Genomic DNA, 26,393 nt, shown 5'->3' on the forward strand with positions numbered 1-26,393 from the left:
CGGAATGACCGAATTGGTGACGAGGGAAGGGCACGGGGACGTGGCTAGGGTTCGGACAGGGGTACGCGTCGTGGGCGCCGTGCTCGCGGCGGTACTGGGAGCCTCGCTCGCGGGCTGCAGCAGCACGGGCGGCAAGCGCGCCGAGGAGCGGGCGAAGGCCGCCGAGGCGGGCCGGCCGGCCGTCTCCACCCCGCGCTGGACCTTCGCGATGGTCACGCACGCGGGCGACGGCGACACCTTCTGGGACATCGTCCAGAAGGGCGCCAAGGAGGCCGCGGCGAAGGACAACATCAACTTCGTCTACGCCCACGACGACCAGGCGCAGCAGCAGGCGCAGTTCGTGCAGAACGCCATCGACCAGAGGGTCGACGGGATCATCGTGAGCCTGGCCAAGCCGGAAGCGCTCAAGGACGTCATCGGCAAGGCCGTCAAGGCCGGCATCCCGGTGGTCACGGTCAACTCCGGCTCCGCCCAGTCCGCCGAGTACGGGGCCCTGACCCACATCGGCCAGGACGAGACGATCGCGGGCGAGGCGGTCGGCACCGAGCTGGGCAAGCGGGGCCGCAAGAAGGCCGTCTGCGTCCTGCACGAGCAGGGCAACGTGGGGCACGAGCAGCGCTGCGCCGGGGCGAAGAAGACCTTCCCCGGCACCATGGAGAACCTCTACGTCGAGGGCACCAACATGCCCTCCGTCCAGGCCGCCATCCAGGCGAAGCTCCAGGCGGACCCGTCCGTCGACTCGATCCTCACCCTCGGCGCCCCCTTCGCGCCCACCGCGGTCAAGGCCAAGGAGGCGGCCTCCAGCACCGCGGAGGTGGACACCTTCGACCTCAACGAGTCCGTCGCCCGCGACCTGAAGTCCGGGGCCCTCGGCTTCGCCGTCGACCAGCAGCCCTACCTCCAGGGCTACGAGGCGGTCGACCTGCTCTGGCTCTACCGCTACAACGCGGACACCCTCGGCGGCGGCCGCCCGGTGCTCACCGGACCGCAGATCGTCACCGGCGCCGAGGCCGCCAAGCTGGAGGAGTTCATCAAGCGGGGCAGCCGATGAGCGCGTCCGCCACCGTGGACGAGCGGCTCGCGCCCGCCTCCGTGGTCCGCAGGCTGCTGGGCCGCCCGGAGCTCGGGGCCGTCGTCGGCGCCGCCGCCGTCTTCGTCTTCTTCTCCTTCGCCGCCGACAGCTTCCTGCGGGCCTCCAGCCTCAGCACCGTCCTGTACTCCGCCTCCACCATCGGGATCATGGCCGTCCCGGTGGCCCTGCTGATGATCGGGGGCGAGTTCGACCTCTCCGCCGGCGTCATGGTCACCACCTCGGCGCTGCTGAGCTCGATGTTCAGCTACCAGATGACCGCCAACGTCTGGGTCGGCGTCCTGGTGTCGCTGCTGGTCACGCTGGCCGTGGGCTTCTTCAACGGCTTCATGCTGACCCGTACCAGACTGCCCAGCTTCATCATCACGCTCGGCACCTTCCTGATGCTGACCGGCCTGAACCTCGGCTTCACCAAGCTGATCAGCGGCTCGGTCTCCACCAAGACCATCGCCGACATGGAGGGCTTCTCCTCCGCGCGCGCCCTGTTCGCCTCGCAGTGGAACATCGGCTCGGTCACCCTGAAGGTCACCGTCCTGTGGTGGCTGGTCCTGGTCGCCGCGGCCACCTGGATCCTGCTGCGCACCCGCGCCGGCAACTGGATCTTCGCGGTGGGCGGCGGGGCCGACGCGGCCCGCGCCACCGGCGTCCCCGTGGTCAAGACCCGGATCGGCCTCTACATGGGCGTCGCCCTGTGCGCCTGGATCTCCGGGCAGCACATCCTGTTCTCGTTCGACGTGGTCCAGTCGGGCGAGGGCGTCGGCAACGAGTTCCTCTACATCATCGCGGCGGTCATCGGCGGCTGCCTGATGACCGGCGGCTACGGCTCCGCCATCGGCTCGGCGGTCGGCGCCTTCATCTTCGGCATGACCAGCAACGGCATCGTCTACGCCCAGTGGAACCCGGACTGGTTCAAGTTCTTCCTCGGCGCGATGCTCCTGCTCGCGACGCTGCTCAACGCATGGGTCCGCAAGCGGGCGGAGGCGAAGTGACCGTGACCGGAGCGACCGTGACCGAAGCCGCCTCCCTGGTGAGGCTGACCGGCGTCAGCAAGTACTACGGCAACATCCGCGCCCTCGAGGGCGTCTCCCTGGAGGTCTCGGCCGGCGAGATCACCTGTGTGCTCGGCGACAACGGAGCCGGCAAGTCCACCCTGATCAAGATCATCGCGGGCCTGCACCAGCACGACGCCGGCTCCTTCGAGATCGAGGGCGAGGAGACCGTCCTGGCCAACCCCCGGGCCGCCCTGGACCGCGGGATCGCCACGGTCTACCAGGACCTCGCCGTCGTCCCGCTGATGCCGGTGTGGCGCAACTTCTTCCTGGGCTCCGAGCCGACCAGGGGCCGCGGCGCCTTCCGCCGGCTCGACGTGCGGTTCATGCGCGAGACCACCCGCGCCGAGCTGCTGCGCATGGGCATCGACCTGCGCGACGTCGACCAGCCCATCGGCACCCTGTCCGGCGGTGAGCGGCAGTGCGTGGCCATCGCCCGGGCCGTCTACTTCGGGGCGAAGGTCCTCGTGCTCGACGAGCCCACGGCCGCCCTCGGCGTGAAGCAGTCCGGCGTGGTCCTCAAGTACGTCGCCGCCGCCCGCGACGCGGGCCTCGGCGTGGTGCTGATCACCCACAACCCGCACCACGCCCACCTGGTCGGCGACCGGTTCGTGCTGCTCAAGCGCGGCACCATGGCGGGCAGCCACACCCGCGACTCGATCACCCTGGACGAGCTCACCCGCCAGATGGCGGGCGGCTCCGAGCTCGACGAACTGAGCCACGAACTGGAGCGGGTGGCAGAATCGGGTCCGGACACCGCATCCGGTGCCGCTCCGGCCGCTTCCGACCCCGACCTTCCTCCCCATCCTTCCGACGCCGACAGGGACGACACGACTCGATGAGCACGTACCGGGACTTCACGCTCGCCCACCGGGGGGCGGCGCGAGGCACCGTCCTGCGGACCATCGGGACCCGTGAGCGCCGATCGCACCTGACCGCCCCGCGGGTCCCGACCGTCGGCATCGACATCGGCGGCACCAAGGTGATGGCCGGGGTGGTCGACGCCGACGGCGTCATCCTGGAGAAGATCCGCACCGAGACCCCGGACAAGTCCAAGAGCCCCAAGGTCGTCGAGGACACCATCGTCGAGCTGGTGCTGGACCTCTCCGACCGGCACGACGTGCACGCCGTGGGCATCGGGGCGGCCGGCTGGGTCGACGCCGACCGCTCCCGCGTCCTGTTCGCCCCCCACCTGGCCTGGCGCGACGAGCCGCTGCGCGACGCGCTCCAGTCCCGGCTCGCGGTCCCGGTCATGGTCGACAACGATGCCAACACGGCCGCCTGGGCCGAGTGGCGCTTCGGAGCCGGGCGCGGCGAGGACCACCTCGTCATGATCACCCTCGGTACCGGCATCGGCGGGGCCATCCTCGAAGGCGGCCAGGTCAAGCGCGGCCGGTACGGGGTCGCCGGCGAGTTCGGCCACATGCAGGTCGTCCCCGGCGGCCACCGCTGCCCCTGCGGCAACCGCGGCTGCTGGGAGCAGTACAGCTCCGGCAACGCCCTGGTCCGCGAGGCCCGTGAGCTGGCCGCCGCCGACTCGCCGGTCGCCTACAACATCATCGCCAGGGTCGGCGGGAACGTCGCCGAGATCACCGGGCCGCTGATCACCGAGCTGGCCCGCGAGGGCGACGCGATGTGCGTCGAACTCCTCCAGGACATCGGCCAGTGGCTCGGCGTCGGCATCGCCAACCTGGCCGCCGCCCTCGACCCCTCCTGCTTCGTCATCGGCGGCGGCGTCAGCGCGGCCGACGACCTGCTGATCGGACCCGCCCGGGACGCCTTCCGCCGCCACCTCACCGGCCGCGGCTACCGGCCCGAGGCGCGGATCGCCAAGGCCCAGCTCGGCCCCGAGGCCGGCATGGTCGGCGCCGCCGACCTGGCCCGGCTCGTCGCCCGCCGCTTCCGGCGCGCCACCCGCCGCCGCGTCGAGCGCTACGAACGGTACGAGCGCTACGTGCAGCAGCTGGGCCGGCGCGACACCACCGGCCCCACGGACGCCACGGACCCCAAGGACACCGAGCAGCAGTGACCCCGCCCTCCCTGCCCCGCCAGGCCCCGTCCCCCGAGGGGGGCGGCCCGCCGCCCAGCGCCGAGGACCGCCGGCACGTCGTCAAGCGCCGCTGGATCACCGCGATCATCATCCTGCTGCTGGTCGGCGTACCCGCGGGCTACCTGGCGATCTCCACCCAGCAGAGCCGCGAGAGCGGCCGCGACAAGGCGGCCAAGGTCGGTGCGTCCAAGGTGCGTCCGGGCTGGCCCTCCCGGGTGCAGCGCAGCATCTACGAGGTGCCCATCCCGGCCAAGGCCTGGCGGGTCGGGTTCCTGGAGACCAACAACTGGCGCACGAGCCGGCTGTTCACGCAGTTCGCGGTCACCCCGTCCGAGCTCGACGCCTTCCTGGCCTCGGTCGGCACCAGCCGGGAGGAGCTGACGCCCGGGGTGTCCATCTCCGCCCACGACACGTCGGTCGCGGGCTGGGACTGGACGCGGAGCACCGAGTGGCTCGGCACCACCATCGAACAGGCCGACCCGCGGCCCACCCGCGACATCACGGTCGACCTCACCGACCCCAAGGTCTCCAAGGTCTACGTCGTCTCCACCACCACGCCCTGACCGGTGCCGGTCTCCCGGCTAGCCTGGGATCATGAAGCTCACCAAGCGGCTGCATTCCTGTGTCCAGCTGGAGAAGGACGGGCGCACGCTCGTCATCGACCCGGGCGCATTCAGCGAACCGGACGCGGGCCTCGGGGCGCAGGCCCTGCTGGTCACGCACGAGCACCCCGACCACTTCGACGAGGGCCGGCTGCGCGCCGCACTCGACGCCGACCCGGCCGCCGCGCTGTGGACCCTGCGCAGCGTCGCCGACCGGCTCGCCCCCGCCTACCCGGGCCGGGTGCACACCGTGGGCCACGGCGACACCTTCAGCGCCGCCGGATTCGACGTCCAGGTGCACGGCGAGCTGCACGCCGTGATCCACCCCGACATGCCGCGGGTCACCAACGTCGGCTACCTCGTCGACGGTTCGCTCTTCCACCCCGGGGACGCGCTGACCGTGCCCGAGGCGCCGGTGGACACGCTCATGGTCCCGGTGCACGCCCCCTGGAACAAGGTCGCCGAGGTGATCGACTACCTGCGCGAGGTCAAACCGCGGCGGGCCATCGACATCCACGACGCCTATCTCTCCGACATCGCCCGGCCCGTCTACGACATGGCCCTGGACACCCTGGGCGGCACCGACCACGGCCGGCTCTCCGCCGGCGAGGCCGCCGACCTGTGACTGTCGGCGCCGGGCGGTAGGTTGGGACGCATGCGTATCGCCACGTTCAACGTCAACTCCATCACCGCCCGGCTGCCGCGCCTGCTCGCCTGGCTGGAGAGCTCCGGCACGGACGTCCTGTGCGTCCAGGAGACCAAGTGCTCCGCGGAGCAGTTCCCGCACGCGGAGCTGCGCGAGCTCGGCTACGAGTCGGCCGTCAACGCCACCGGCCGGTGGAACGGGGTCGCCCTCCTGTCCAGGGTCGGCCTGGAGGACGTGGTCACGGGACTGCCCGGCGGGCCCGACTACGAGGGCGTCCAGGAGCCCCGCGCGATCTCCGCCACCTGCGGCGGGGTCCGCCTCTGGTCGGTCTACGTGCCCAACGGCCGCGAGGTCGAGCACGACCACTACGGCTACAAGCTGAGCTGGTTCCGCTCCCTGACCGCGGCCGTCGCCGAGGACGCGGCCGGGCCCCGCCCCTTCGCGGTGCTCGGCGACTTCAACGTGGCCCCGACCGACGAGGACGTGTACGACCCGGCGGTCTTCGAGGGCCTCACCCACGTCACCCCGGCCGAGCGGGCGGCCCTGGAGGCGCTGCGCGCGGCCGGGCTCTCCGACGTGCTGCCGCGCCCCCTCAAGTACGACCGGCCGTACACGTACTGGGACTACCGCCAGCTGGCCTTCCCCAAGAACCGGGGCATGCGCATCGACCTGGTGTACGGGAACGAGCCCTTCGGCAAGGCCGTCACCGACGCCTACGTCGACCGCGAGGAGCGCAAGGGCAAGGGGGCGTCCGACCACGCGCCGGTCGTCGTCGACCTGGACCTCGACCGCTAGGGCCGGCCGGGACCGTGGAAACGGCAGGGCCCGCGGGGCCCGATCCGGGCCTGCGGATCCAGGCGCGCCCTGTGGCCAGCGGCGGATCCTGGTGCGACGCTGGGCGGTATGAACATCCCCTTCCTGGACAATTGGCTGAACCGGCACGAAACGGAACGGACCGAGGGTCTTGCCGCCGCCCTGGCCGATGATCCCGAGGGCATCGCAGAGTTGTTCTCGGAGTGCGAGATGCTGCGCGACCAGGCCAGGGCGGCCGGGCTCGAACTCGACGAGGGCCAAGCCTCGTTGGAGGCGCTCGACCAGCTGATGCCGCGCTGGCGGCGGGACCCCGAGATCGTGCCGTGGCTCGGCAACGACGCGGGCTTCTACCTCGGGACCGTGATCATCCGCACCATCCCGGGGGCGGGCTGGCAGGTGTGGCCCAACGGCCAGCCGGTGATCCGGCTGGCCTCCGGCCGGGAGCTGAACGTGATCGAGTCCGGGGTGTCCTGGGCGATGACCGGATCCCCCGAGCTCAGCCAGGCGTACGCCGAGGCCTCCGAAGGCTGACCGGAGTGGAGGTTTATGCGAGGTTTATGCCCCTCTAGGCGTGTCGAGGCGAAGTGCCCTTCCCGGGCTGGATAGTTTGCGCAGACCTCGACACCGACAAGTGGGCAGGGCAGCGCATGGCCGTCGATCCGTTGATCGAGCTGCGGGACGTCAACAAGCACTTCGGGACGCTCCACGTCCTGCAGGACATCAACCTCACCGTCGGCCGCGGGGAGGTGGTGGTGGTCATCGGCCCCTCCGGCTCCGGAAAATCGACCCTCTGCCGGGCGATCAACCGGCTGGAGACCATCGAATCGGGCACGATCCTGATCGACGGGCAGCCGCTGCCGGCCGAGGGCAAGGAACTGGCCAGGCTCCGCGCCGAGGTCGGAATGGTCTTCCAGTCCTTCAACCTCTTCGCGCACAAGACGGTCCTCGCCAACGTCTCGCTCGCGCAGATGAAGGTCCGCGGGCGCAAGAGGGACGAGGCGGACAAGCGCTCCCGGGAGCTGCTGGAGCGCGTCGGCCTCGCCGACCAGGCCCCCAAGTACCCCGCCCAGCTCTCCGGCGGCCAGCAGCAGCGCGTGGCCATCGCCCGCGCCCTCGCCATGAACCCCAAGGCCCTGCTCTTCGACGAGCCCACCTCCGCGCTCGACCCGGAGATGATCAACGAGGTGCTGGAGGTCATGCAGCAGCTCGCCTCCGAGGGCATGACCATGGTCGTGGTCACCCACGAGATGGGCTTCGCCCGCTCCGCCGCCAACAGCGTCGTGTTCATGGCCGACGGCAGGATCATCGAGAACCGCACCCCGGAGGAGTTCTTCACCGCCCCCGAGAGCGCCCGGGCCCAGGACTTCCTCTCCAAGATCCTGAAGCACTGAGGGGGCCGGCCGATGAACGCGTTCCGCGCCCTCGCCGTCCTCCTGATCGCCGTGGCCGCCGCCGGCTGCGGCAAGTCCGGCAGCCCCCCGGTCAAGGGGCCGCAGCCCGAGGACCTGCCCGTCTACCAGGTCGACACCGGATTCCAGCTGCCCGCCTCGCGCACCTGGGAGAAGGCCGAGCGCCGGGGCCACCTGGTGGTCGGCGTCAAGGAGGACCAGCCCTACCTGGGAGAGAAGGACCCGTCCGGCGGCCGGTACTCCGGCTTCGACATCGAGATCGCCAAGATGCTGTCGGCCTCGCTCGGCTTCGACCCCAAGACCGTCGAGTTCAGGACGATCGCCTCCGCCAACCGCGAGACGGCTCTGCAGAACGGCCAGATCGACTACTACGTCGGCACCTACACGATCAACGACAACCGCAAGAAGCAGGTCGGCTTCGCCGGCCCCTACTTCATGGCCGGGCAGTCCCTGCTGGTCCGCAGGAACGACGACGACATCAAGGGACCCGGGGACCTCGCCGGCAAGAAGGTCTGCTCGGCCGCCGGCTCCACCCCGTACCAGCGCCTCCAGAGGGAGTTCCCGAAGGCGGTCCTCGTCGCCTACGACACCTACTCGGTCTGCGTGGACAACCTGCTCACCTACCAGGTCGACGCCGTCTCCACCGACGACTCCATCCTCCTCGGCTACGCGGCCAAGGTCCCCGAGGAGCTCAAGGTGGTCGGCGAGCCGTTCTCCAAGGAGCCCTACGGCATCGGCGTCCCCCGCGGCGACAACGCCCTGCGCTTCGCCCTCGACGACGCCCTGGAGGCCCAGGAGAAGAACGGCAACTGGAAGAAGGCGTACGAGGCCACGCTCGGCCTGTCCGGCGTGCCCGCCCCCACGCCGCCCCCCATCGACCGCTACCCGGCGAGCTGAAGGAGAGGGCACCGCCATGGACGTACTCACCGAGAACTTCTCGCTCTACGGAAAGGGCTTCCTCGGCACCGTCGAGCTGACCGTCTACGCCTCCCTGCTCGCCCTGGTCCTCGGCTTCGTCATGGCCTCGTTCCGGGTCGCCCCCGTCGGCTCCTTCCGGGTCTTCGGCACGGTCTGGGTCGCCGTGCTGCGCAACACCCCGCTCACCCTGCTCTTCTTCGCCGTGCTGCTGGGCCTGCCCCGCTTCGGGCTCGTCCTGCCCTTCCAGCTCTTCGCCGTCCTGGCGCTGGGCTGCTACACCTCCGCCTTCATCTGCGAGGTGCTGCGCTCGGGCATCAACACCGTGCCCAAGGGGCAGGGCGAGGCGGCCCGCAGCCTCGGCATGACCTTCGGCCACACGCTGGGCTCGGTGGTCCTGCCGCAGGCCTTCCGCTCCGTCATCCCGCCCATCGGCTCCACGCTGATCGCGCTCGCCAAGAACTCCGCGATCGCGGGCGCGTTCAGCGTCACCGAGCTGCTGGGCACCTACAAGACCCTCAACGAGCTGGGCTACAGCATCATCTGGACCTTCGTCTGGATCGCCGTGGGCTACCTGATCATCACCCTGTCCATCAGCGCGCTCTTCAACGTGCTGGAGAAGCGCTACGGAGTCGCCCGATGACCGCGCACGCGCTCCACGGCGACCTGGAATCCACCGCCCTCTACGACATCCCGGGCCCGCGCGCCCAGCGCCGCCACTTCCTCTACGGCATCGTCTCGACCGCCGCGATCCTCGTCCTGGCCGGCTGGATCCTCTACCTGCTCTTCGACACCCACCAGTTCACCACCGCCAAGTGGAGCCCCTTCGCCTACGAGGGAATCCAGGAGCTGCTGCTGAAGGGGCTGTGGAACACCCTCAAGGCCTTCCTCTACGCCGCGGTGCTCTCCCTGCTGCTCGGCGCGGTGCTGGCCACCGGCAGGCTCTCGGTCCACCGGCCGGTGCGCTGGCTGGCCACCCTGTGCGTGGAGTTCTTCCGGGCCATGCCGGTGCTGGTGATGATCTTCTTCATCTTCGTGGCGCTCAAGGTCCAGCCGCTGCCGGCGCTGGTGGCGGGGCTGACCCTGTACAACGGCTCGGTGCTCGCCGAGGTCTTCCGTACGGGCATCAACGCGGTGGAAAGGGGGCAGCGCGAAGCGGCGTACGCGCTGGGCATGCGCAAGACACAGGTGATGAGCCACATCCTCGCACCGCAGGCGGTGCGGGCGATGCTGCCCACCATCATCAGCCAGCTGGTGGTGGCACTGAAGGACACCTCGCTGGGATACCTGATCACCTATGAGGAGTTCCTGCACGCGGGCAAGCTGATCGCCTCGAACCTCGACTACGACCTGCCCTTCATCCCCGTCGTGATGATCATCTCCCCGATCTACATCGGGATGTGCATGCTGCTCTCCTGGTTCGCCACCTGGGTGGCCCGGCGGGAGCGGCGCAACGTCAAGACCAAGGCGGTGAAGGTGGGTCCGCCCGAGCCGGGAGTGGTGCTGCCGGGACGGGACTAGCCCCGCGGGGAGCGCCCCGTCCGGCAGCAGCCGTGGATCACTGCTCGCGCAGCGGCACCGAGACGTAACTGGGATCGGTGGCGGGCGAGGAGAAGGTCAGCTGTGCACCGGTGGGGTTGTGCTCGATGTAGAGCGGGTCGACCGTGTCGATGACAAGGGCGAGCCGGTGGCCCTCGGGCACGTCGTAGGCGGTGGAGAACAGTTCCAGATCCACCCCGAAGGCCTGCCCGGGGGTCTTGCCGTGGAAGGTGTACGGGGCGTTGCTGACGAGCTTGCCGACTCCGAGCGGGCCGACGTCGTAGAGGTAGGCGACGAAGGTGCCGTCGCCCTTGGTGGGGGTGACGGTGGTGTGCAGTCTCACGGCCCCGCGGATGCGGCGCTCCTCGTCGTAGCGCCCGGACTGCCAGACCGCGGCGAAGGAGCGGGGGAGGAGGGGGATCGAGGCCATCGGGGGTGTCCTGGCGAACTGGTCCAGGAGGTTGGACAGCAGCAGGATGCCGCCGTTGGCGCCGGAGTCGACGTTGGCGAAGAGGTGCTCGCTGTCGTTGAGGGCGAGCTTCTCGCTGCCGCCGGCGCCGACGGACTTCCAGTCGGGGTACCCCTCGTACCCGTTGTCGCTGCGGGACTTCAGCTGGACCGGGGACTCGCCGTCCACGCCGTTGCGCTCGCCCTTGAGGTGGCGGTCGAACCAGCGCCGGGCGTTGGTCCAGGTGTCGTTGGGCAGGCCGAACAGCCCGGTCGCCTCGGCGGTGGCGTGGTCGCCGGGCCGCAGTTCCAGCCGCTTGGGCCCGGTCAGCCGCTCGAAGAACTTGGTGTACTGGTTCGGCGGGAAGAGGGTGTCGCCCCAGGCGTTGCCGAGGAAGACGGCCGTGCCGTTGGCGTTGAGCCTGTCCACCGAGAAGGCGACCGAGCGCTTCTTCCCCCACTCGATCATCTCCTGCTCCTTGTCCAGCCGGGAGCCGAGGAAGTCGCCGAGTACCTGCTGGAGTTCGGGGCCGGGCCGGCCCGTGAGGGAGCCTGCGGCGCCCAGCATGACGGCGGCCTGCAGGTGCTGGGTGCGCCCCGAGTAGATCGAGTCGATGAGGTCGGCCCAGCCGCTCATCGAGACCACCGCTTTCACGCGGGGGTCGTTCGCGGAGGCCAACAGGCTGATGCCCGCGCCGTACGAGACCCCGCCGAGGCCGATGCGGTCCGGGTCGGCGGCGGTGTGGGCCAGCGCCCAGTCGATGACGGCCGAGACGTCCGCGACGTCCGGGGGGCCGGCCACCTCGATCTGTCCGCCGGAGAGCCAGAAGCCGCGGGAGGTGTAGCTGACCACGACGTAGCCGGAGTCGGCGAGCTTCCTGGCCTGCGCGATGTATTCGATCTGCGGCATGGCCCAGCTGGTGGGGAGCACGATCAGCGGGTACTTCCGGCCGGACTCGGCGGCCGACGGGGAGAACACGTTGCCCTTGAGGGTGATGCCCCCGGAGCCGGGGATGTCGTGGAAGCGCAGCTCCGAAGGGGTGGCGGCGGTGTCCGCCGCGGTGCCGGCCGCAGCCGCCTGGGCCTGGTGGGGGGCCAGGCCCAGGGCGGCTGCCGCCAGCAGGGCCGCCACGGCTGCGGCGGTGGTGGTGCGTTGCATCTGTCGCTCCTCGCGTGCACCGGGGTCGTCAAAGTGACCCGACGGTAACGGGAGGGTATTACCGGTGGTAACCCATCGGTAAGTTACGCGCTGGTAACGATCGATGCACGGGGGGACGGGGAGTGCGGCCGTCCGGTGGATCAGCCGTTCTGCGCAGTGCCCGTCAGCGCGCTCTTGGCCTTCCACTGGTCCCAGGACAGGTTCCACTCGCCGTAGCCGTTGCCGATGTCGGCGTTGCCCTTCGAGCCGCTGCCGACGACCTCGAACGGGTCGCCGATCTGGGACTTGGCGAAGAAGTCCTCGGCGTCGGCGTCGCTCATCCCCACGCAGCCGGAACTGGTGTTGGCGCGGCCGAAGTTGCCGGCGTTCCACGGAGCGGCGTGCGCGTACATGCCCGACCAGGTGAGCCGCATCGAGTAGTCGACCATCTTGTCGTAGGCGTCGTCGAGGCCCACCGTCTGGGAGTCCATCCGGATGGTGCCCTCCTTCGTCATGATCACCATCTTCCCGGACCAGGAGGCCTTCTTGCCGCCGGGAGTGCCGGCGGAGACCGGGATCGTCTTCTGCGCCTGGCCGTCCTCGGTCACCGACATCTTCTTGGTGTCGAGGTTCACCTCGATCCGGCGGTCCTTGCCGATCTTGAACTCGGTGTTGTAGTCCTTCGCGAAGAGGCCGCCGCCCTTGCCGGAGTCCACGCCGTTCAGGTTCATCTCGACCTTCACGTCCGTGCCGGACTTCCAGTAGTCCTTGGGCCGCCAGTCGACGCGGTCGTTGCCCGAGTAGTCCTTGATCCAGCCCCAGGAGCCCTCGGTGTTGTCCGAGGTGGTCACCTTCAGCTGCTTCTCCACCTCGGCCTTGTTCGCCACCGGGTTGTCGAAGACGATCGAGACCGGCATCGCCACGCCCACCGTGCTGCCCTTGGGCACGTTGATCGAGACCTTGTTCACCTTGTCCGCGGCGGAGGTCTTGAACTGCGTCGAGGCGCTCTGGCTCTCGGTGTTCTGCGCCTCGACCTTGTACTCCGCGCCGGGCGCCGCGTTGCGCTCCGAGGTCCAGGTCCTGCCGTCGTCGGATATCTTCCCCGGGAGCTCGGCCCCCTTGGCGTCGGTCACCTTCACCTGGGCCAGCTTGCCCTCGGCGATGGTCACCGTGACGGGCTGGCCCGCCTTCACCTGATCGCCCGTCAGGTTCACCGAGACCGCCATGTCCGCCTTCGGCTTCAGCTCGGCCTCGCCGGTCGAGCCGCCTCCGCTCCCGCCCGAGCATGCGGTCAGCGCGGCGGCCAGAAGTGCGGTGCTCGCCATGGCGGTACGGCGTATGGGGCTCAACGAAGGGTCCCTTCGAGTAGCGGGAAGTGGTGATCGTTCACCGACGTAGATGCGAACGGAACGACTTTAGGTTGCGAAAACCGCCGAAAAGATCCTGCTTTCGTTTGTGACATGGACCGCAGCGAAACGGTCATCGTCCGGTCACAATCGCCGCGCGCCTCGGTCATGGACGGCTGTGAGAGTCCTGTGCATCCCGCTCGCCGGACGAACAGGAAGGCCGTCAGCCGTGTGTGCACTGCTCGTGACCCCCACCCAGCAGGATCAGGACCAGGAGCTCCGGGTGCGCGCCCTGTCCGTCCGGGAATACCGGCAGTTCCTTTCCCGGCACCGCCGGGCCAGCTTTCTCCAGTACCCCTCATGGGCCGACGTAAAGGACCTTTGGCGCGCGGAAAGGGTCGGATGGCACTACCCCGACGGTGAAATGGCCGGCGCCGGCCTCGTTCTCTACCGCCAATTCCCCGGCACCCGCAAATACTTCGCCTACCTCCCCGAGGGACCCGTCGCCGACTGGGCCGACCCGCACCTCGACCGCTGGCTGAACCCGCTGATGCGCCACCTCAAGGCCGCCGGTGCCTTCGCCGTCCGCATCGGCCCCACCCCCGCCTACCGGCGCTGGGACGCGGCCACCGTCAAGTCCGCCACCGGGCCCGGCCGGCAGATATCCGACGTCCTCGCCACCGAGGTGGACCCGGTCGGCGCCGCCCTCGCCGACCGGCTGCGCACCCGGGGCTGGAAGCGCTGCGGCGGCGAGGACGACGGGGACGCCCAGCCCCGCCACGTCTTCCGGGTCCCCCTCGCCGGCCGCACCCCGGGCGACCTGTGGTCCGGCCTCAACCAGGAGTGGCGCCGCAACGTGCGCAAGGCCGACAAGGCCGGAGTGGAGACCGTCCTCGGCAGCGCCGCCGACCTGCCCGAGTTCTACCGGCTGCTGAGGATCACCGAGGAGCGCGACGGCTTCCGGCTCGGCCGCTCCCTCGCGTACTACCAGCAGCAGTACCAGGTCCTCAACGCGGAGGAAACCGGCCGCATGCGGCTCTACCTGGGCATCCACCAGGGCGAGATACTCGCCGCGCACACGATGATCGTCGCCGGCAGCCGGGTCTGGTACCAGACCGGCGCCTCCGCCGACCACCGGCGCGAAGTGCGGCCCAGCAACGCTCTGCAGTGGCGCATGATGTGCGACGCCCACGCCCTCGGAGCGGAGGAATACGACATGCGCGGGGTACCCTCCACCCTCGACCCCGACGAACGCTCTTTCGGACTGCTGCGCTGGAAGCTCGGTACCGGCGGACAGGTCGTCGAGACGCTCGGAGAGTGGGAGACCCCGATGGACGGATACGCCAACACGGCGCTCTACAAGGCGTTCCAGGCCTACCTGGCCCGCCGGTGACGGCCACCGACACCAGACCGGCCGCCGAGGAGACCGGCCGCGGCGCGGCCCCGGGGAACTCCTCGGTGCTGCGCAGCGGCGCGCTCATGGCGGCCGGCTCGATCGTCTCCCGTGCCACCGGTTTCGTCCGCTCCGCCGTCGTCGTCGCGGCCCTGGGCGTCGGACTGCTCGGCGACAGCTACGCCGTCGCCAACACCGTCCCCAACATCCTGTACATGCTGCTCATCGGCGGCGCCCTCAACGCCGTCTTCGTACCCGAGCTGGTCCGCGCCGCCAAGCAGCACCCGGACGGCGGCGCCGCCTACACCGACCGGCTGCTGACCGCCTGCACGGTGGCGCTCGTGGTGCTCACCGCCGTCGCCGTGCTCGCCACCCCGCTGATCGTCGGCGCGTACACCCCCTCCTACACGGGCGCCCAGCAGGGCACCACCGTCGCCCTGGCCCGCTTCTGCCTCCCGCAGATCCTCTTCTACGGGCTCTTCACGCTGCTCGGCCAGGTGCTGAACGCCCGCGGCCGGTTCGGCGCGATGATGTGGACCCCGGTCCTCAACAACTTCGTGGTCATCGGCGTCTTCGGGCTCTTCCTCTACGTCTCCCACGACGCCGCGGACGGCCTGACCGCCGGCGAGACCCGGCTGCTGGGCCTCGGCACCACCGCCGGCATCGTCATCCAGGCCCTCGCCCTGGTCCCCTCGCTGCGCGCCGCCCGCTTCCGCTGGCGCCCCCGCTTCGACTGGCGCGGCAGCGGCCTCACGCGCCCCCTGCGCAACGCCGGCTGGCTGGTCCTGCTCGTGTTCACCAACCAGATCGCCTACTGGGTCGTGACCCGGCTCTCCACCACCGTCGGAGACCTCGCCGGCGGCGCCGGCTACGCCGCCTACAGCAACGCCTACCAGTTGTGGATCGTCCCCCAGGGCATCATCACCGTCTCCCTCGTCACCGCCCTGATGCCCCGGATGAGCTCCGCCGCGAGCGACGGCGACCTCGCCGGCGTCCGCAAGGACGTCTCCTACGCGCTGCGCTCCAGCGCGGCCCTCGTCGTCCCCGCCGCCGTGCTCTTCGCCGCCCTCGCCCCCTGGGTGATCGGCGCCGTCTACGGGTACGGCCGCACCGGCGCCGCCGACGTCGAGGCCATGGCGGGCATGCTGATCGCCTTCGCCCCCGGCCTGGTCGCCTACTCCGCGCAGTACGTGCTCTCCCGCGGCTTCTACGCCCTCTCCGACACCCGCACCGCGTTCTTCCTGAACCTGGTGATCGTCGCGCTGAACGCCGGACTGTCCTACGCCGCCTACCTCCTGCTGCCCCTGCGCTGGGCGGTCACCGGCATGGCGGGAGCCTCCTCGGTCGCCTTCACCGCGGGCGCCGCCGTCACCGCGTACGTCCTCGCGCGGCGGCTCGGCCCGCGCACCGGCACCCGTACCCAGCTGCGCGCCACCGCCCTGCGCACACACCTGCGGCTGCTGGCCGCCTGCGTCCCCGCGGCTGCCGCCGGGTACGCGGCCGCCCGCGCCGCCGGCCCGCTCGGCGACTTCGCGGCGGTCGGGGCGGGAACCGCCGCGCTGCTGCTCGTCGTCGTCCTCCTCGCCGGGCCGCTGCGCCTGACGGAGATCACCGACCAGCTGGCCTCCCTGCGGCGCAGGACGGGCCGATAGCCGGAGGCGGGCCGACGAACCAGCTTGGGATACTGACCGGATGCCACGCGTACTGCTGATCGAGGACGACCCATCCATCCGGGAGGGTGTGGGCCTCGGCCTGCGCCGGCGCGGCCACGAGGTCAGCGCCGCCGAGACCGGGGAGGAGGGGCTCGAGCTGATGGCGGGCTTCCGCCCCGAGCTCGTGCTCCTCGACCTGATGCTGCCGGGGATCAACGGCGTGCAGGTCTGCCGCCGGATCCGCGAGACCAGCCAGGTGCCGATCATCATGCTCACCGCGCGCGGCGACGACTTCGACATAGTCATCGGCCTCGAGGCCGGCGCCGACGACTACATCGTCAAACCCGCCCGCACCGAGGTCATAGAGGCCCGGGTCAAGGCCGTACTGCGCCGGCTCAGCACCCCGGCGGGCAGCCGCCTCGAAGTCGAGCAGCACGGCGAGCTGGCCATCGACCGCTCCGGGCTCACCGTCGCCAAGAACGGCGAGCGCGTCCCCCTCGCCCCCAGCGAGCTCAAGCTCCTGCTGCACCTGTCGGCCTCGCCCGAACAGGTCTTCTCCCGCCAGCAGCTCCTCGAATACGTCTGGGACCACAGCTACCACGCCGACGCCCGGCTCGTGGACGCCTGCGTACGCCGCCTGCGCCACAAGGTCGAGGACCCCGCCCGCAGCCCCCGCTACATCCAGACCGTGCGCGGCTTCGGCTACCGCTTCGGCCCCCTGTAGGCGATCGTGAGACGCACGGCGCCGCTCGGGCTCCGCACCCGGCTGATCGCGGCCTTCCTGCTCGTCGCCGCGATCTGCGCGGGCACCACGGCCGCCCTCACCTACCAGAAGGCGCGCACCGCGATCCTGACCCAGACCCAGGACACCGCCGTGTCCACCCTGCGCGACCAGGTGGAGCAGCAGCAGCTGGAGCTGCCCGTGGACCAGCAGCAACTGCAGCTGAGCGTCGGCGACATCGCCAAGCGCGGCAAACCGCACCCCTGGACGATCTTCGGCGAGTACGGCACCCTGCGCGCCTCCTCCAACGGCACCCCGGCCACCTCCGGCGCGGTCACCGAGGCGCTCCGCCGACGGGTGACCGCCAACCCGCACGGCGCCTTCCAGCGGGTCGAGGACCGCTCCGGCAACCCCTACCTCGTCGTCGGCATGCCGGCCGTGTTCAACCAGGGCGGCGTCCGCCAGGCCACCGGCATCGTCTACTTCGCCACCATGCCGCTCGACGCCGAGGAGGCCACGGTGAAGGCCATGGTCGACGCCGCCCAGCAGGGCGCCGTACCCGGCCTCGCCATCGCCCTGATCCCCGCCCTGCTCGCCGCGCGCAGCGTGCTGCGCCCGGTACGGGACATGCGCCGCGCCGCCCAGCGGCTCGGCCGGGGCCGCCTGGACACCCGTATCGAGGTCAGGGGCGCCGACGAGCTCGCCGGACTCGCCCGCACCTTCAACGAGACGGCCCGCGCCCTCGAACAGTCCGTGGCCGAACTCCAGGAGGCGGAGGCCCGGGCCCGCCGGTTCGCCGCCGACGTCTCGCACGAACTGCGCACCCCGCTCGCAGGCATGCTCGCCGTCACCGAGGTCCTCGACGAGGACGCCGAGCACCTCGATCCGGACACCGCGAAGGCCCTGCGGCTGGTCAGCGCCGAGACCGGGAAACTCGCCGTCCTCGTCGAGGACCTGATGGAGATATCCCGCTTCGACGCCCGCGCCGCCGAGCTCAACCTGGACGACGTGGACCTGGCCGAAGCCATCGGCAAGACCCTGGAGCGCCGGCACTGGGACGACGGCCGCGTGGTCATCGTCACCGATCTGCCCCCCGAGGTCCGCGCCCGGCTGGACCCGCGCCGCTTCGACGTGGTCCTCGCCAACCTCGTCGGCAACGCCCTCAGGCACGGCGGCGCCCCCGTGCGCGTCACCGTGGGGACCGGCCCCGGTCCGGACGGCGAGGGCGACCGGCTGCTCATCGAGGTCGCCGACAGCGGACCCGGTATCGCCCCGGAGGTGCTCCCGCACATCTTCGACCGCTTCTTCAAGGCGGACGCGGCCCGCACCCGCTCGGCGGGCAGCGGCCTCGGCCTCGCCATCACCCAGGAGAACGTACGCCTGCACGGCGGCACCCTCCGCGCGGGCAACGGGCCCGCCAACGGAGCGGTCTTCACCCTCGACATGCCCCTGGAGGCCCGCGCATGAGCACGACCCGGGGACGGTCGGCGGCCGCCGCGGCGGCCCTGCTGAGCCCGCTGCTGCTCGCCGGATGCGGGATCAAACCCACCGCGCCGGTCGACAGCGGCTCCGCCGCCACCGTGACCGTGCCCGTCCCCGCGGGCTCCGCCGTGCTCTACTTCGTCTCGCCGGACGGCCATCTCGTACCGTCCCCGCAGCGGGACGTACCCGGGCTGGCCCCGCTCCAGGCGCTCAACCGGCTGCTCGACGGCCCCGGCGAGCGGGAGCTCGCGGCCGGCCTCACCACCCAGGTGCCCTCCACGCACGGCAAACGCCTGGAGTCCTCGGCGGTCTCCTTCCCGCAGCGCGACGTGATGCGCGTCCAGCTGCCGTTCCCGGCCGCGGACCTGACGTCGACCGCCCGGCGCCAGCTGGTGTGCACCCTCGTCTCCACCGGCGGCCGGGAGGACCGGTTCACGGTCGCCCTCAAGGGGACCGAACCGGCCCTCGACCTCGAGCCCGTCGGGTGCCAGGGCATCGGCGAACGCCCCCTTGCGTAGCGGCCCGCCAGGCCCCCACCGTGGTCCCATGGATCATGCCGGTGACGTTCCCGACGTCTTCGACCCCCGCGTCTACGCCGCGGGCGTCCCCCACGACCGGTACCGGCTGCTGCGCGAGCGGCATCCGGTGGCCTGGCAGGACGAGCCCGAGATCCAGGGCTGGCCCGCGGGCCCCGGCTTCTGGGCGGTCACCCGGCACGCCGACGTCGTGTCCGTCCTGCGCGACCACCGCACGTACTCCTCCTGGCTGGGCGCCACCCAGATCCGCGACCCCGACCCGGCCGACCTGCCCTTCCTGCGCAGCACCATGCTCAACCAGGACCCGGGCAGGGCCTGCGGGGACCACGGCCGGCTGCGGCGCCTGGTCTCCCGCGCCTTCACCCCCGCCCGCGTCGACGCCTTCGCCGGGCGGGTACGGGAGCGCGCCCGGAGCCTGCTCGCCGCCGCCCGGGACGGGGCCGAGGACGGCACCGCCGACCTCGTGCGCACCGTCACCGACGAGTACGCGCTGCTCAACCTGACCGACCTGCTGGGCGTCCCGCCCGCCGACCGGGACCTGCTGCTGGAGTGGACCGTACGGATCATCGGCTACCAGGATCCCGAGGACGCGCCCGCGCCGCGGCTCGGCCCCGACGGCAAGCCGGTCAACCCGCGCTCCCCGGCGCTGCTCGGCGAGATGTTCGGCTACGCCCGCGAACTGGCCGCCCACAAGCGCGCGCACCCCGGCGACGACGTGATGACCTCCCTCGCCCACGCCGGACTGGACCCGGCCGAGCTGGAGATGTTCTTCTTCCTGCTCACCGTCGCGGGCAACGACACCGTGCGCGGCGCGGCCCCCGGCGGCCTGCTCGCACTGGCCCGCGACCCGGACGCGTACCGGACGCTCGCCGGCGGCCTGGTCCCGCGGGACCGCGCCGTCGACGAACTCCTGCGCGTCCACCCGCCGGTGCTCAGCTTCCGCCGGACCGCCGCGGCCGACACCGAACTGGCCGGGCAGCGGATCCGGGCCGGGGACAAGGTCGTGGTCTTCCACGCCTCCGCCAACCACGACGAGCGCGTCTTCACCGACCCCGCGGTACTGGACCTGGGCCGGGCGCCCAACCCGCACGTCTCCTTCGGCGACGGCCCGCACGTCTGCCTGGGCGCCCACTTCGCCCGGCTCCAACTGCGCGTCTTCTACGAGGAGTGGTGCGCCGCCATGCCCGCGCCCGAACTCGCGGGGCCGCCGCGGCGGCTGGTCTCCAACTTCATCAACGGGATCACACGGCTGCCGCTGCGGGTGTCCGGGCGGCCCGGGTGACGTCCGCCACCAGCTCCGTCACATCGGGGCCGTAGGCGTCGGAGTTGACCACCTTCAGCAGCACGCAGAAGGACTCGGCGCCGTACTCGCGGGCCAGCTCGCGGTGGTGCCGGGCGAGGTAACGGGCCGCGGCCTGGTTGCTGTTGGCGGTCTGCCCCGACAGCAGGAACACCGGCCGGGAGCCCCGCCCCGTCGTCAGCCGGGCCAGCAGCACGTACTCGGCCAGCCCCTTCTCCCAGCGGTACACCTCCCCGCCCACGCTGATCGCGCCCCGGTCCGGCCCCGGCTCGCCGGAGACGTCGACCCGCACCCCCGGGAGCATGGAGGACAGGTGCGCCGTCGTCCGGGTGTTGGAGACCGGCCCGCCGACACAGAACTCGGCCCGCTCGCCGAAGCCCTGCCGGGCCGCGTCGTGCGTGACGATCTGCACGGTCGCCCCGCAGTCCCTGATCAGGGAGGAGATCTCCAGCAGGGCGAAGGCGTCGTTGCGGTGCAGCGAGGAATCGGTGCCGCCCATCTGCCGGTTGACCACGAACAGGCAGTCGGACCCGGTCGGCAGCCCGAAGAAGGCCTGCTTGCGCCGGAGCGCGCGGCGCCACTGGTAGGTCCGGGTGAACCAGCCGAACCCGCCGCTGAGGGCGGTGGCTATCACCCCGAGCACGATGTTGCGCACGTCATCGTTCATGCGCGGGATGCTAGGCCATCCGGTCCCGGGGTTCACCGGCCGGTGCCCGCTCTCTCGGAGGGCGGCCCGCGCGCGTGCGGGCGGCGCCCGCCGCGGCGTGATGCCTGACGGGGCGACAGGGAGGCGGCTAGGCTCGGCGCACGTTGCCGATGGAGGTTCGGATGCCCCGTTTCGCCCGCCCGTTACCGCTCCTGGCCCTCACAGCCGCACTCGTCTCGACCGGGGCCGCCGCCCCGCCGGGCACCGCCACCCCGCCCAAGGTGCCCGTGGCCGCGGGCTACGGCGGGGCCGTCGCCAGTGTCGACGCCGACGCCTCCGCGGCCGGGATCGCCGTGCTGCGCTCCGGCGGCAACGCCGTGGACGCGGCCGTCGCCACCGCCGCCGCGCTCGGGGTCACCGAGCCCTACTCGGCGGGCATCGGCGGAGGCGGCTACTTCGTCTACTACGACGCCGCGTCCCGTCGCGTGCACACCATCGACGGCCGCGAGACCGCCCCCGCGACCGCCACCGCCGAGCTGTTCCAGGAGAACGGCCGGCCCATCCCCTTCGCCGAGGGCCAGACCAGCGGCCGCGGGGTCGGCGTCCCCGGCACCCCCGCCACCTGGAAGAGCGCCCTCGACTCCTGGGGCACCCGCCCGCTGCACCGGCTGCTGAAGCCCGCCGAGAAGCTGGCCCGCGACGGGTTCACGGTCGACGCCACCTTCCGCGCCCAGACCGAGGCCAACGAGGCCCGGTTCCGGGACTTCCCGGACACCCGGGAGCTGTTCCTGCCCGGCGGCGCCCTGCCGGTGGTCGGATCCACCTTCAAGAACCCGGACCTGGCCGCCACATACGCGGAACTCGCCCGCAAGGGCACCGGCGCGCTCTACCGGGGGCCGATCGCCGAGGACATCGTGCGGACCGTCCGCAAGCCGCCGGTGGACCCCGCGGCCACCCGCAACGTCAGGCCCGGCGACCTGACCGCCGCGGACCTGCGCGCGTACGGGACCAAGCGGCAGGAGCCGACCCGGATCGGCTACCGGGGCCTTGACGTCTACAGCATGGCTCCCTCCTCCTCCGGCGGCACCACCGTCGGCGAGGCGCTGAACATCCTGGAACGCACCGACCTCTCGCGGCTGTCCGAGGCCCAGTACCTGCACCGCTTCATCGAGGCGTCGCGGATCTCCTTCGCCGACCGGGGGCGCTGGGTCGGCGACCCGGCCGCCGAGGACGTGCCGACGAGGGAACTGCTCTCCCAGCGGTTCGCCGACTCGCGCGCCTGCCTGATCGACCCCGACCGGGCGCTGACCAGTCCGCTGGCCCCCGGGGACCCGCGCCGTCCGGAGCCCTGCGCCACCACCGGCCAGGCGGCGCCGACCACCTACGAGGGGGAGAACACCACCCACCTGACGGTCGCCGACCGCTGGGGCAACGTGGTGTCCTACACCCTGACCATCGAGTCCACCGGCGGCAGCGCGATCACCGTTCCGGGCCGCGGCTTCCTGCTCAACAACGAGCTGACGGACTTCTCCTTCGCCCCGGCCGCGCCCGGCGTCCCGGACCCGAACCTGCCCGGTCCCGGCAAGCGGCCTCGGTCGTCCATGTCGCCGACGATCGTGCTCGAACACGGGCGGCCGGTGCTCGCCCTGGGCTCCCCGGGCGGCGCCACCATCATCACCACCGTCCTGCAGACCCTGACCGGCCACCTGGACCGGGGGCTGCCGCTGGTCGACGCGATCGCCGCGCCGCGCGCCAGCCAGCGCAACCAGACCACCACCGAGCTGGAGCCGGGGCTGTGGAACAGCCCGGTCCGGGCGGAACTGGAGGCGCTCGGCCAGGGCTTCCGGCAGAACCCCGAGATCGGCGCGGCGACGGCTGTGCAGCGGCTGCCGGACGGACGCTGGCTCGCGGCGGCGGAGACCAGCCGCCGGGGCGGCGGCTCGGCGATGGTGGTCCACCCGCACGGCAGGCCGTAGGCAGGGGAGGCACCCCGGGACGGCTCAGGGAGCGGTGAGGATCCTCGGGCCGTCCGCGGTGATCGCGACCGTGTGCTCCGCGTGCGCGGCGCGGCTGCCGTCGGTGGTGCGCAGGGTCCAGCCGTCCCCGTCGCAGGTGTAGTCGTCGGTGCCGCCCGCGGTCAGCATCGGCTCGATCGCGAGCACCATGCCGGGGCGCAGCTTCATGCCGCGCCCCGGCGGGCCCTCGTTGGGCACGCCCGGGTCCTCGTGCATACGGCGGCCGATGCCGTGGCCCGCGAAGCCGTCGGGGATGCCGTAGCCGGCGGCGCGGCAGACCGTGCCCACCGCGTGGGCGATGTCGCCGATCCGGTTGCCGGGCACGGCCGCCGCGATGCCGGCGGCCAGGGCCGCCTCGGCCGTCTCGATGAGCCGCAGGTCGGCGGGGCGGGGCCGGCCGACGGTGAACGTGACCGCCGCGTCGCCGACCCAGCCGCCGAGCCGGGCCCCGCAGTCGATGCTGACCAGGTCGCCGTCGCGCAGCCGGTAGGGGCCGGGGATGCCGTGCACGATGGCGTCGTTGACCGAGGCGCAGATCACGGCGGGGAAGGGCACCGGCGCGAACCGCGGCCGGTAGCCGAGGAAGGGAGAGGCCGCGCCCGCCTCCCGGAGTACGGCGCGGGCCACCGTGTCCAACTCCGCCAGGGAAAGCCCGACCCGCGCGGCCTCCCGTACGGCCGCGAGGGCATGGGCGACGACGCGGCCGGCGGCGCGCATCTCGTCGATCGACTGGTCCGTCTTGAGTTCCACCATGCCAATAACTATACCGGTATAACTATAACGGGATACTTATTGGCGGGCGGGGTAGGATGAGGGCATGGTCCGCACCCCCCTGACCCCCGAAGAGCGCGAGCGCGGTGAGCGGCTGGGCGCACTGCTGCGCGAAGCCCGCGGCGCGCGCAGCATGGTCGAGATCGCGGCGGGAGCCGGGCTGTCGGCCGAGACGCTCCGCAAGATCGAGACCGGCCGCGCGCCGACCCCCGCCTTCTTCACGGTGGCGGCCCTCGCCGGGGTCCTCGGGCTCTCCCTGGACGAGGTGCTGCGCCGCTGCGCCCCCGCGCCGCTGCCCGTACCGGCCTGAGAACACCCGCCTGCGGGGAGTGTCCGGCGGCCGAACGGCCCAAGGGGCGGTGCGGTCGGCGGGGCGCGGGGCAAGCGTGAGGGCGTGTCAGCCACCAACGCATCCCAGCGACTCGGCTTCGGACTCCTCGGCGCGCTCCTGGCGGGAGGCCTGCTGCTGGCGGCCTGCGCCGCGCCCGACGACCGGGCTTCGCCGTCGGGCGCGCCCGGCGCGAGCGCGCGCGACCGGTAGCCGGCGGGCCGCCGCGGGCGGACCCCGGCGGAGTCGTACGCCGGGCAGGACCTAGTGCTGTGGCCGGGCCCCGGTGATCCTTTCCGGCCCCAGCACTAGGGTTCCGGCATGGACCTCGCAGAGCTGGGCAGGGCGCGCTACGTCAGTCTCACCACCTTCCGCAAGGACGGCACGCCCGTGGCGACGCCGGTGTGGGCGGTGGCCGACGGCGCGGAGCTGTACGTGTGGACGCGCAGCGATTCGTGGAAGGTCAAGCGGATCCGCAACAACGGGCGGGTCACCGTCACGGCCTGTGACGTGCGCGGACGCGTGGTGGAAGAGGCGCCCGTGCACGAGGGTGAGGCCCGGCTGCTCGAGGAGGCGGGCCTGAAGCGGGTGCGCGGGCTCATGCTGCGCAAGTACACCTGGCAGTTCTGGGCGGTGGACGTGCCGGCGATGCTGGCGCGGCGCGGGAAGCGGCCGCACACCGCGATCGCCGTCAAGCTTTGAGGTGCCCGTAGTCCGCCCGTAACACGGGTGGGATCCAATGCCGCCATGGAGACCGCGACTTCGCTGGTGATCGGTCAACTCGCCGAGTACCTCCGGGGGTTGACCCAGAGGCTGGATCCCGGGGCGGGCTGGTACGGGGAGTTCCTGCGCCGGGATCCGGAGGGGGTGCGGGCTTGTCTCGAGGGGGCCGCGATGCCCCCGTGGGACGTGGTGGAGTCGCTCCTGCGGGATCTGGCGGCGGCGCGTGGCGAGGAGCTCGCGGCGCGGGAGAGGGGGTACGCGGCCCGGCTGCGGGCCCACGCGGTCACCGCGTGGGACGGGCTGCCGGGCGGCGCGGAGCGGCTCCGGGCCGAGTGCGCGGAGGCGGTCGCGCAACGGGCCGCCGCGGGGGAGGCCGTGCGGAGCCTGACGGTCCGGCTCGGCCGCGCCGGTGGCCCGGCGGAGGCGGATGCCCTTGCCCGGGAGCTCTCGTGGGCCCACGACGACGCGGCCCGCGCCACGGCCCGCCACGCGGACCTGACCATCCGCCTGTCGGCCCACGGGCCCGCCGCCGACGCCCCGCGATCCCCCTTCCCCGGCCTCCCCAGCCGGCGCACCACGCCCCCCGCCGCCGACGCCCCGCGATCCCCCTTCCCCGGCGTCCCCAGCCGGCGCACCACGCCCCCCGCCGCCGCGTCCGGCCCGCCCACGGGGCCCCCGCCGCTGCCCCCGCCCACCCCGACCTCGCCACGCCCCCACACCGACGCCCCGCCGCCGACCCCTGCGCAGCCCAAGGCCGGGCCCGCTCCCGAGGCCGGAACTCCGCCCCGCGCCCAGGCCTCGGCATGGCCCCACGCCGAGGCGGCGGCGCCAGCCCGCGGGGAGGCCCCGTCCTGGCCCCCCGCCGAGGGTCCGCCTCCGGCCCGCGCCCAGGCTTCGGCGTGGCCACCCGCCGAGGGTGCCGCGGCGGGCGGGATCGGGGGCGGCGGCGCGGACCGGCGGGAGCCCGTCGGGCGGGCCGAGGGGCGGTGGTTGCGGGGGCGGCGGGGCGGGGGCGCCCGGTATGCCGGGATGGCGGGCGGCGGGGCGCAGGGCTTCGTGCCGCCGCCGGGGCAGCCGGCCGCGCCGGACGGGGCGGGCTACGGCGTGCCCGCGCCGCGCGGGGCCCGGTTCGGGTGGGCGGCGGCGGAGCCGGAAGCCCCCGCCCCGGCCGCGGCCCCGCCGGCGGGGGACCCGTTCGCGCAGCCCCCGGCAGGGGACGCGCGGGCGGCCGTCGGGGAGTTGGCCGCGCTGCGCGCGCAGGGCCGCGGCGGCGAGGCCCACGCCCTGCTCTGCGCGGTCGCGGCCTGGCCCGCGGAGCAACTGCCCGGCCTCGCCGACCGACTGGCCCGCGCCGGGCTCGCGGCCGACTGGGCCACCCTGCTGTGGGAGGCGGCCTCGCTGCCGCCCGACCGGCTCGCCGCGGCCGCGGCCGCCCTCGGCGCGGCCGGCCGCGAGGCCGACTGCGACCGCCTGCTGCGCCAGGGCGCGGCCCGCCCCACCGCCGAGGTCGCCGACGCGGCGCTCGCCCTCGGCGCCTCCGGCCGGACCCGCGAGGCCGACAGCCTGCTCGGCGCCTTCGTCCGGGTCCGCACCGCGGAGGAGGCCGCCGCCCTCGCCCGCCGGGACCCGCGGTGGTTCACCCCGCGGCTGCTCCAGGCGGCCGCGGAGACCTCCGCGACCCACCACCGGGACCTGGTCCACGCACTCCGCCTGGCCGGCCTCGCCCCGGCGTAAACCGCCCGCCACCTGACCGCAATCGACCGCGGTGCGACATAACTTGAT

Annotated in this window: 27 protein-coding genes; 23 read left to right on the forward strand and 4 right to left on the reverse strand. The window is 72.5% G+C overall.

Annotated elements, in window-relative coordinates; genetic code table 11:
- The first annotated feature begins 70 nt into the window (after positions 1 to 70).
- The 12 genes from BGK67_RS27445 (at position 71) to BGK67_RS27500 (ending at position 10,095) form a co-directional block, all read left to right on the forward strand.
- Positions 71 to 1,051: a sugar ABC transporter substrate-binding protein gene (locus BGK67_RS27445; RefSeq protein WP_244291319.1), complete on the forward strand. Its 981-nt coding sequence runs from the start codon at positions 71 to 73 to the stop codon at positions 1,049 to 1,051.
- Entirely contained in the window at positions 1,048 to 2,079 is a 1,032-nt protein-coding gene (locus tag BGK67_RS27450; protein WP_069922582.1) for an ABC transporter permease, read from the forward strand. The genes BGK67_RS27445 and BGK67_RS27450 overlap by 4 nt, the downstream gene beginning before the upstream one ends.
- Entirely contained in the window at positions 2,049 to 2,981 is a 933-nt protein-coding gene (locus BGK67_RS27455) for an ATP-binding cassette domain-containing protein (RefSeq protein WP_244291320.1), read from the forward strand. Before BGK67_RS27450 ends, BGK67_RS27455 begins: the two co-directional genes overlap by 31 nt.
- Positions 2,978 to 4,168 carry an ROK family glucokinase gene (locus BGK67_RS27460; RefSeq protein ID WP_069922583.1) on the forward strand — a complete coding sequence of 397 codons (1,191 nt, stop codon included), beginning with the start codon at positions 2,978 to 2,980 and terminating at the stop codon, positions 4,166 to 4,168. Before BGK67_RS27455 ends, BGK67_RS27460 begins: the two co-directional genes overlap by 4 nt.
- On the forward strand, positions 4,165 to 4,752 hold the full coding sequence (locus BGK67_RS37755) for a hypothetical protein (RefSeq protein ID WP_069922584.1): 588 nt from the start codon (positions 4,165 to 4,167) through the stop codon (positions 4,750 to 4,752). Before BGK67_RS27460 ends, BGK67_RS37755 begins: the two co-directional genes overlap by 4 nt.
- 31 nt (positions 4,753 to 4,783) lie before the next feature.
- The gene (locus BGK67_RS27470; protein WP_069922585.1) at positions 4,784 to 5,416 is read left to right on the forward strand and encodes an MBL fold metallo-hydrolase; all 633 of its coding nucleotides are present in this window, start codon (positions 4,784 to 4,786) and stop codon (positions 5,414 to 5,416) included.
- A 30-nt stretch (positions 5,417 to 5,446) separates the two neighbouring features.
- Positions 5,447 to 6,232 (forward strand): exodeoxyribonuclease III, encoded by a 786-nt coding sequence (locus tag BGK67_RS27475; RefSeq protein WP_069922586.1) that lies wholly within the window; start codon positions 5,447 to 5,449, stop codon positions 6,230 to 6,232.
- A 108-nt stretch (positions 6,233 to 6,340) separates the two neighbouring features.
- Positions 6,341 to 6,781, forward strand: coding sequence for a DUF6278 family protein (locus BGK67_RS27480; protein WP_069922587.1), 441 nt, complete (start codon positions 6,341 to 6,343; stop codon positions 6,779 to 6,781).
- Positions 6,782 to 6,897: 116 nt separating this feature from the next.
- Positions 6,898 to 7,641 carry an amino acid ABC transporter ATP-binding protein gene (locus BGK67_RS27485; protein ID WP_069922588.1) on the forward strand — a complete coding sequence of 248 codons (744 nt, stop codon included), beginning with the start codon at positions 6,898 to 6,900 and terminating at the stop codon, positions 7,639 to 7,641.
- Between the two features lie 12 nt (positions 7,642 to 7,653).
- Positions 7,654 to 8,556 carry a glutamate ABC transporter substrate-binding protein gene (locus tag BGK67_RS27490; protein WP_069922589.1) on the forward strand — a complete coding sequence of 301 codons (903 nt, stop codon included), beginning with the start codon at positions 7,654 to 7,656 and terminating at the stop codon, positions 8,554 to 8,556.
- A 16-nt stretch (positions 8,557 to 8,572) separates the two neighbouring features.
- The gene (locus BGK67_RS27495; RefSeq protein WP_069922590.1) at positions 8,573 to 9,217 is read left to right on the forward strand and encodes an amino acid ABC transporter permease; all 645 of its coding nucleotides are present in this window, start codon (positions 8,573 to 8,575) and stop codon (positions 9,215 to 9,217) included.
- Complete coding sequence (locus BGK67_RS27500; RefSeq protein WP_069922591.1) at positions 9,214 to 10,095, forward strand: amino acid ABC transporter permease; 882 nt, start codon at positions 9,214 to 9,216, stop codon at positions 10,093 to 10,095. Before BGK67_RS27495 ends, BGK67_RS27500 begins: the two co-directional genes overlap by 4 nt.
- A gap of 37 nt (positions 10,096 to 10,132) precedes the next feature.
- Here the strand turns inward: BGK67_RS27500 and BGK67_RS27505 are convergent, their stop codons facing one another.
- Both BGK67_RS27505 and BGK67_RS27510 read right to left on the reverse strand, forming a co-directional pair.
- Positions 10,133 to 11,719, reverse strand: coding sequence for a CocE/NonD family hydrolase (locus tag BGK67_RS27505; protein ID WP_069922592.1), 1,587 nt, complete (start codon positions 11,717 to 11,719; stop codon positions 10,133 to 10,135).
- Between the two features lie 140 nt (positions 11,720 to 11,859).
- On the reverse strand, positions 11,860 to 13,023 hold the full coding sequence (locus tag BGK67_RS27510) for a L,D-transpeptidase (RefSeq protein ID WP_069922593.1): 1,164 nt from the start codon (positions 13,021 to 13,023) through the stop codon (positions 11,860 to 11,862).
- A gap of 250 nt (positions 13,024 to 13,273) precedes the next feature.
- Between BGK67_RS27510 and BGK67_RS27515 the strand changes: the two genes are divergently transcribed.
- From BGK67_RS27515 to BGK67_RS27540, 6 genes are read left to right on the forward strand one after another with little or no spacing between them, the layout of a single operon-like run.
- A complete protein-coding gene (locus BGK67_RS27515) occupies positions 13,274 to 14,437 on the forward strand; it encodes a lipid II:glycine glycyltransferase FemX (protein ID WP_069922594.1) in 1,164 nt (387 codons plus the stop codon).
- Positions 14,434 to 16,089 (forward strand): murein biosynthesis integral membrane protein MurJ, encoded by a 1,656-nt coding sequence (murJ, locus tag BGK67_RS27520; protein ID WP_069922595.1) that lies wholly within the window; start codon positions 14,434 to 14,436, stop codon positions 16,087 to 16,089. Before BGK67_RS27515 ends, murJ begins: the two co-directional genes overlap by 4 nt.
- A 40-nt stretch (positions 16,090 to 16,129) precedes the next feature.
- A complete protein-coding gene (locus BGK67_RS27525) occupies positions 16,130 to 16,813 on the forward strand; it encodes a response regulator transcription factor (RefSeq protein WP_069922596.1) in 684 nt (227 codons plus the stop codon).
- Between the two features lie 6 nt (positions 16,814 to 16,819).
- Positions 16,820 to 18,277 carry a sensor histidine kinase gene (locus tag BGK67_RS27530; protein WP_079154408.1) on the forward strand — a complete coding sequence of 486 codons (1,458 nt, stop codon included), beginning with the start codon at positions 16,820 to 16,822 and terminating at the stop codon, positions 18,275 to 18,277.
- On the forward strand, positions 18,274 to 18,810 hold the full coding sequence (locus BGK67_RS27535; RefSeq protein ID WP_069922598.1) for a GerMN domain-containing protein: 537 nt from the start codon (positions 18,274 to 18,276) through the stop codon (positions 18,808 to 18,810). Before BGK67_RS27530 ends, BGK67_RS27535 begins: the two co-directional genes overlap by 4 nt.
- 28 nt (positions 18,811 to 18,838) lie before the next feature.
- Entirely contained in the window at positions 18,839 to 20,110 is a 1,272-nt protein-coding gene (locus BGK67_RS27540) for a cytochrome P450 (RefSeq protein ID WP_069922599.1), read from the forward strand.
- Here the strand turns inward: BGK67_RS27540 and BGK67_RS27545 are convergent.
- Positions 20,070 to 20,795, reverse strand: coding sequence for a hypothetical protein (locus BGK67_RS27545; RefSeq protein WP_069922600.1), 726 nt, complete (start codon positions 20,793 to 20,795; stop codon positions 20,070 to 20,072). The two genes, BGK67_RS27540 and BGK67_RS27545, sit on opposite strands and share 41 nt — an antisense overlap.
- A gap of 161 nt (positions 20,796 to 20,956) precedes the next feature.
- On the opposite strand from BGK67_RS27545, the gene ggt reads away from it, so the two are divergent.
- Positions 20,957 to 22,750: a gamma-glutamyltransferase gene (gene ggt, locus BGK67_RS27550; RefSeq protein ID WP_069922601.1), complete on the forward strand. Its 1,794-nt coding sequence runs from the start codon at positions 20,957 to 20,959 to the stop codon at positions 22,748 to 22,750.
- A gap of 24 nt (positions 22,751 to 22,774) precedes the next feature.
- On the opposite strand, the gene map is transcribed toward ggt, so the two are convergent.
- On the reverse strand, positions 22,775 to 23,542 hold the full coding sequence (gene map, locus BGK67_RS27555; RefSeq protein ID WP_069922602.1) for a type I methionyl aminopeptidase: 768 nt from the start codon (positions 23,540 to 23,542) through the stop codon (positions 22,775 to 22,777).
- Positions 23,543 to 23,606: 64 nt separating this feature from the next.
- Here map and BGK67_RS27560 point away from each other — a divergent pair, with 64 nt between their 5' ends.
- The 4 genes from BGK67_RS27560 (at position 23,607) to BGK67_RS27570 (ending at position 26,345) form a co-directional block, all read left to right on the forward strand.
- Positions 23,607 to 23,870, forward strand: a complete 264-nt coding sequence (locus BGK67_RS27560) for a helix-turn-helix domain-containing protein (protein WP_069922603.1) — start codon at positions 23,607 to 23,609, stop codon at positions 23,868 to 23,870.
- A gap of 84 nt (positions 23,871 to 23,954) precedes the next feature.
- A complete protein-coding gene (locus BGK67_RS39095) occupies positions 23,955 to 24,101 on the forward strand; it encodes a hypothetical protein (protein WP_167739600.1) in 147 nt (48 codons plus the stop codon).
- Between the two features lie 108 nt (positions 24,102 to 24,209).
- Positions 24,210 to 24,590: a PPOX class F420-dependent oxidoreductase gene (locus BGK67_RS27565; protein ID WP_069922604.1), complete on the forward strand. Its 381-nt coding sequence runs from the start codon at positions 24,210 to 24,212 to the stop codon at positions 24,588 to 24,590.
- A 45-nt stretch (positions 24,591 to 24,635) separates the two neighbouring features.
- On the forward strand, positions 24,636 to 26,345 hold the full coding sequence (locus tag BGK67_RS27570; RefSeq protein WP_069922605.1) for a hypothetical protein: 1,710 nt from the start codon (positions 24,636 to 24,638) through the stop codon (positions 26,343 to 26,345).
- Positions 26,346 to 26,393: the final 48 nt, after the last annotated feature.

This window comes from Streptomyces subrutilus (assembly GCF_001746425.1).
In the GTDB taxonomy this organism is placed as follows: domain Bacteria; phylum Actinomycetota; class Actinomycetes; order Streptomycetales; family Streptomycetaceae; genus Streptomyces; species Streptomyces subrutilus_A.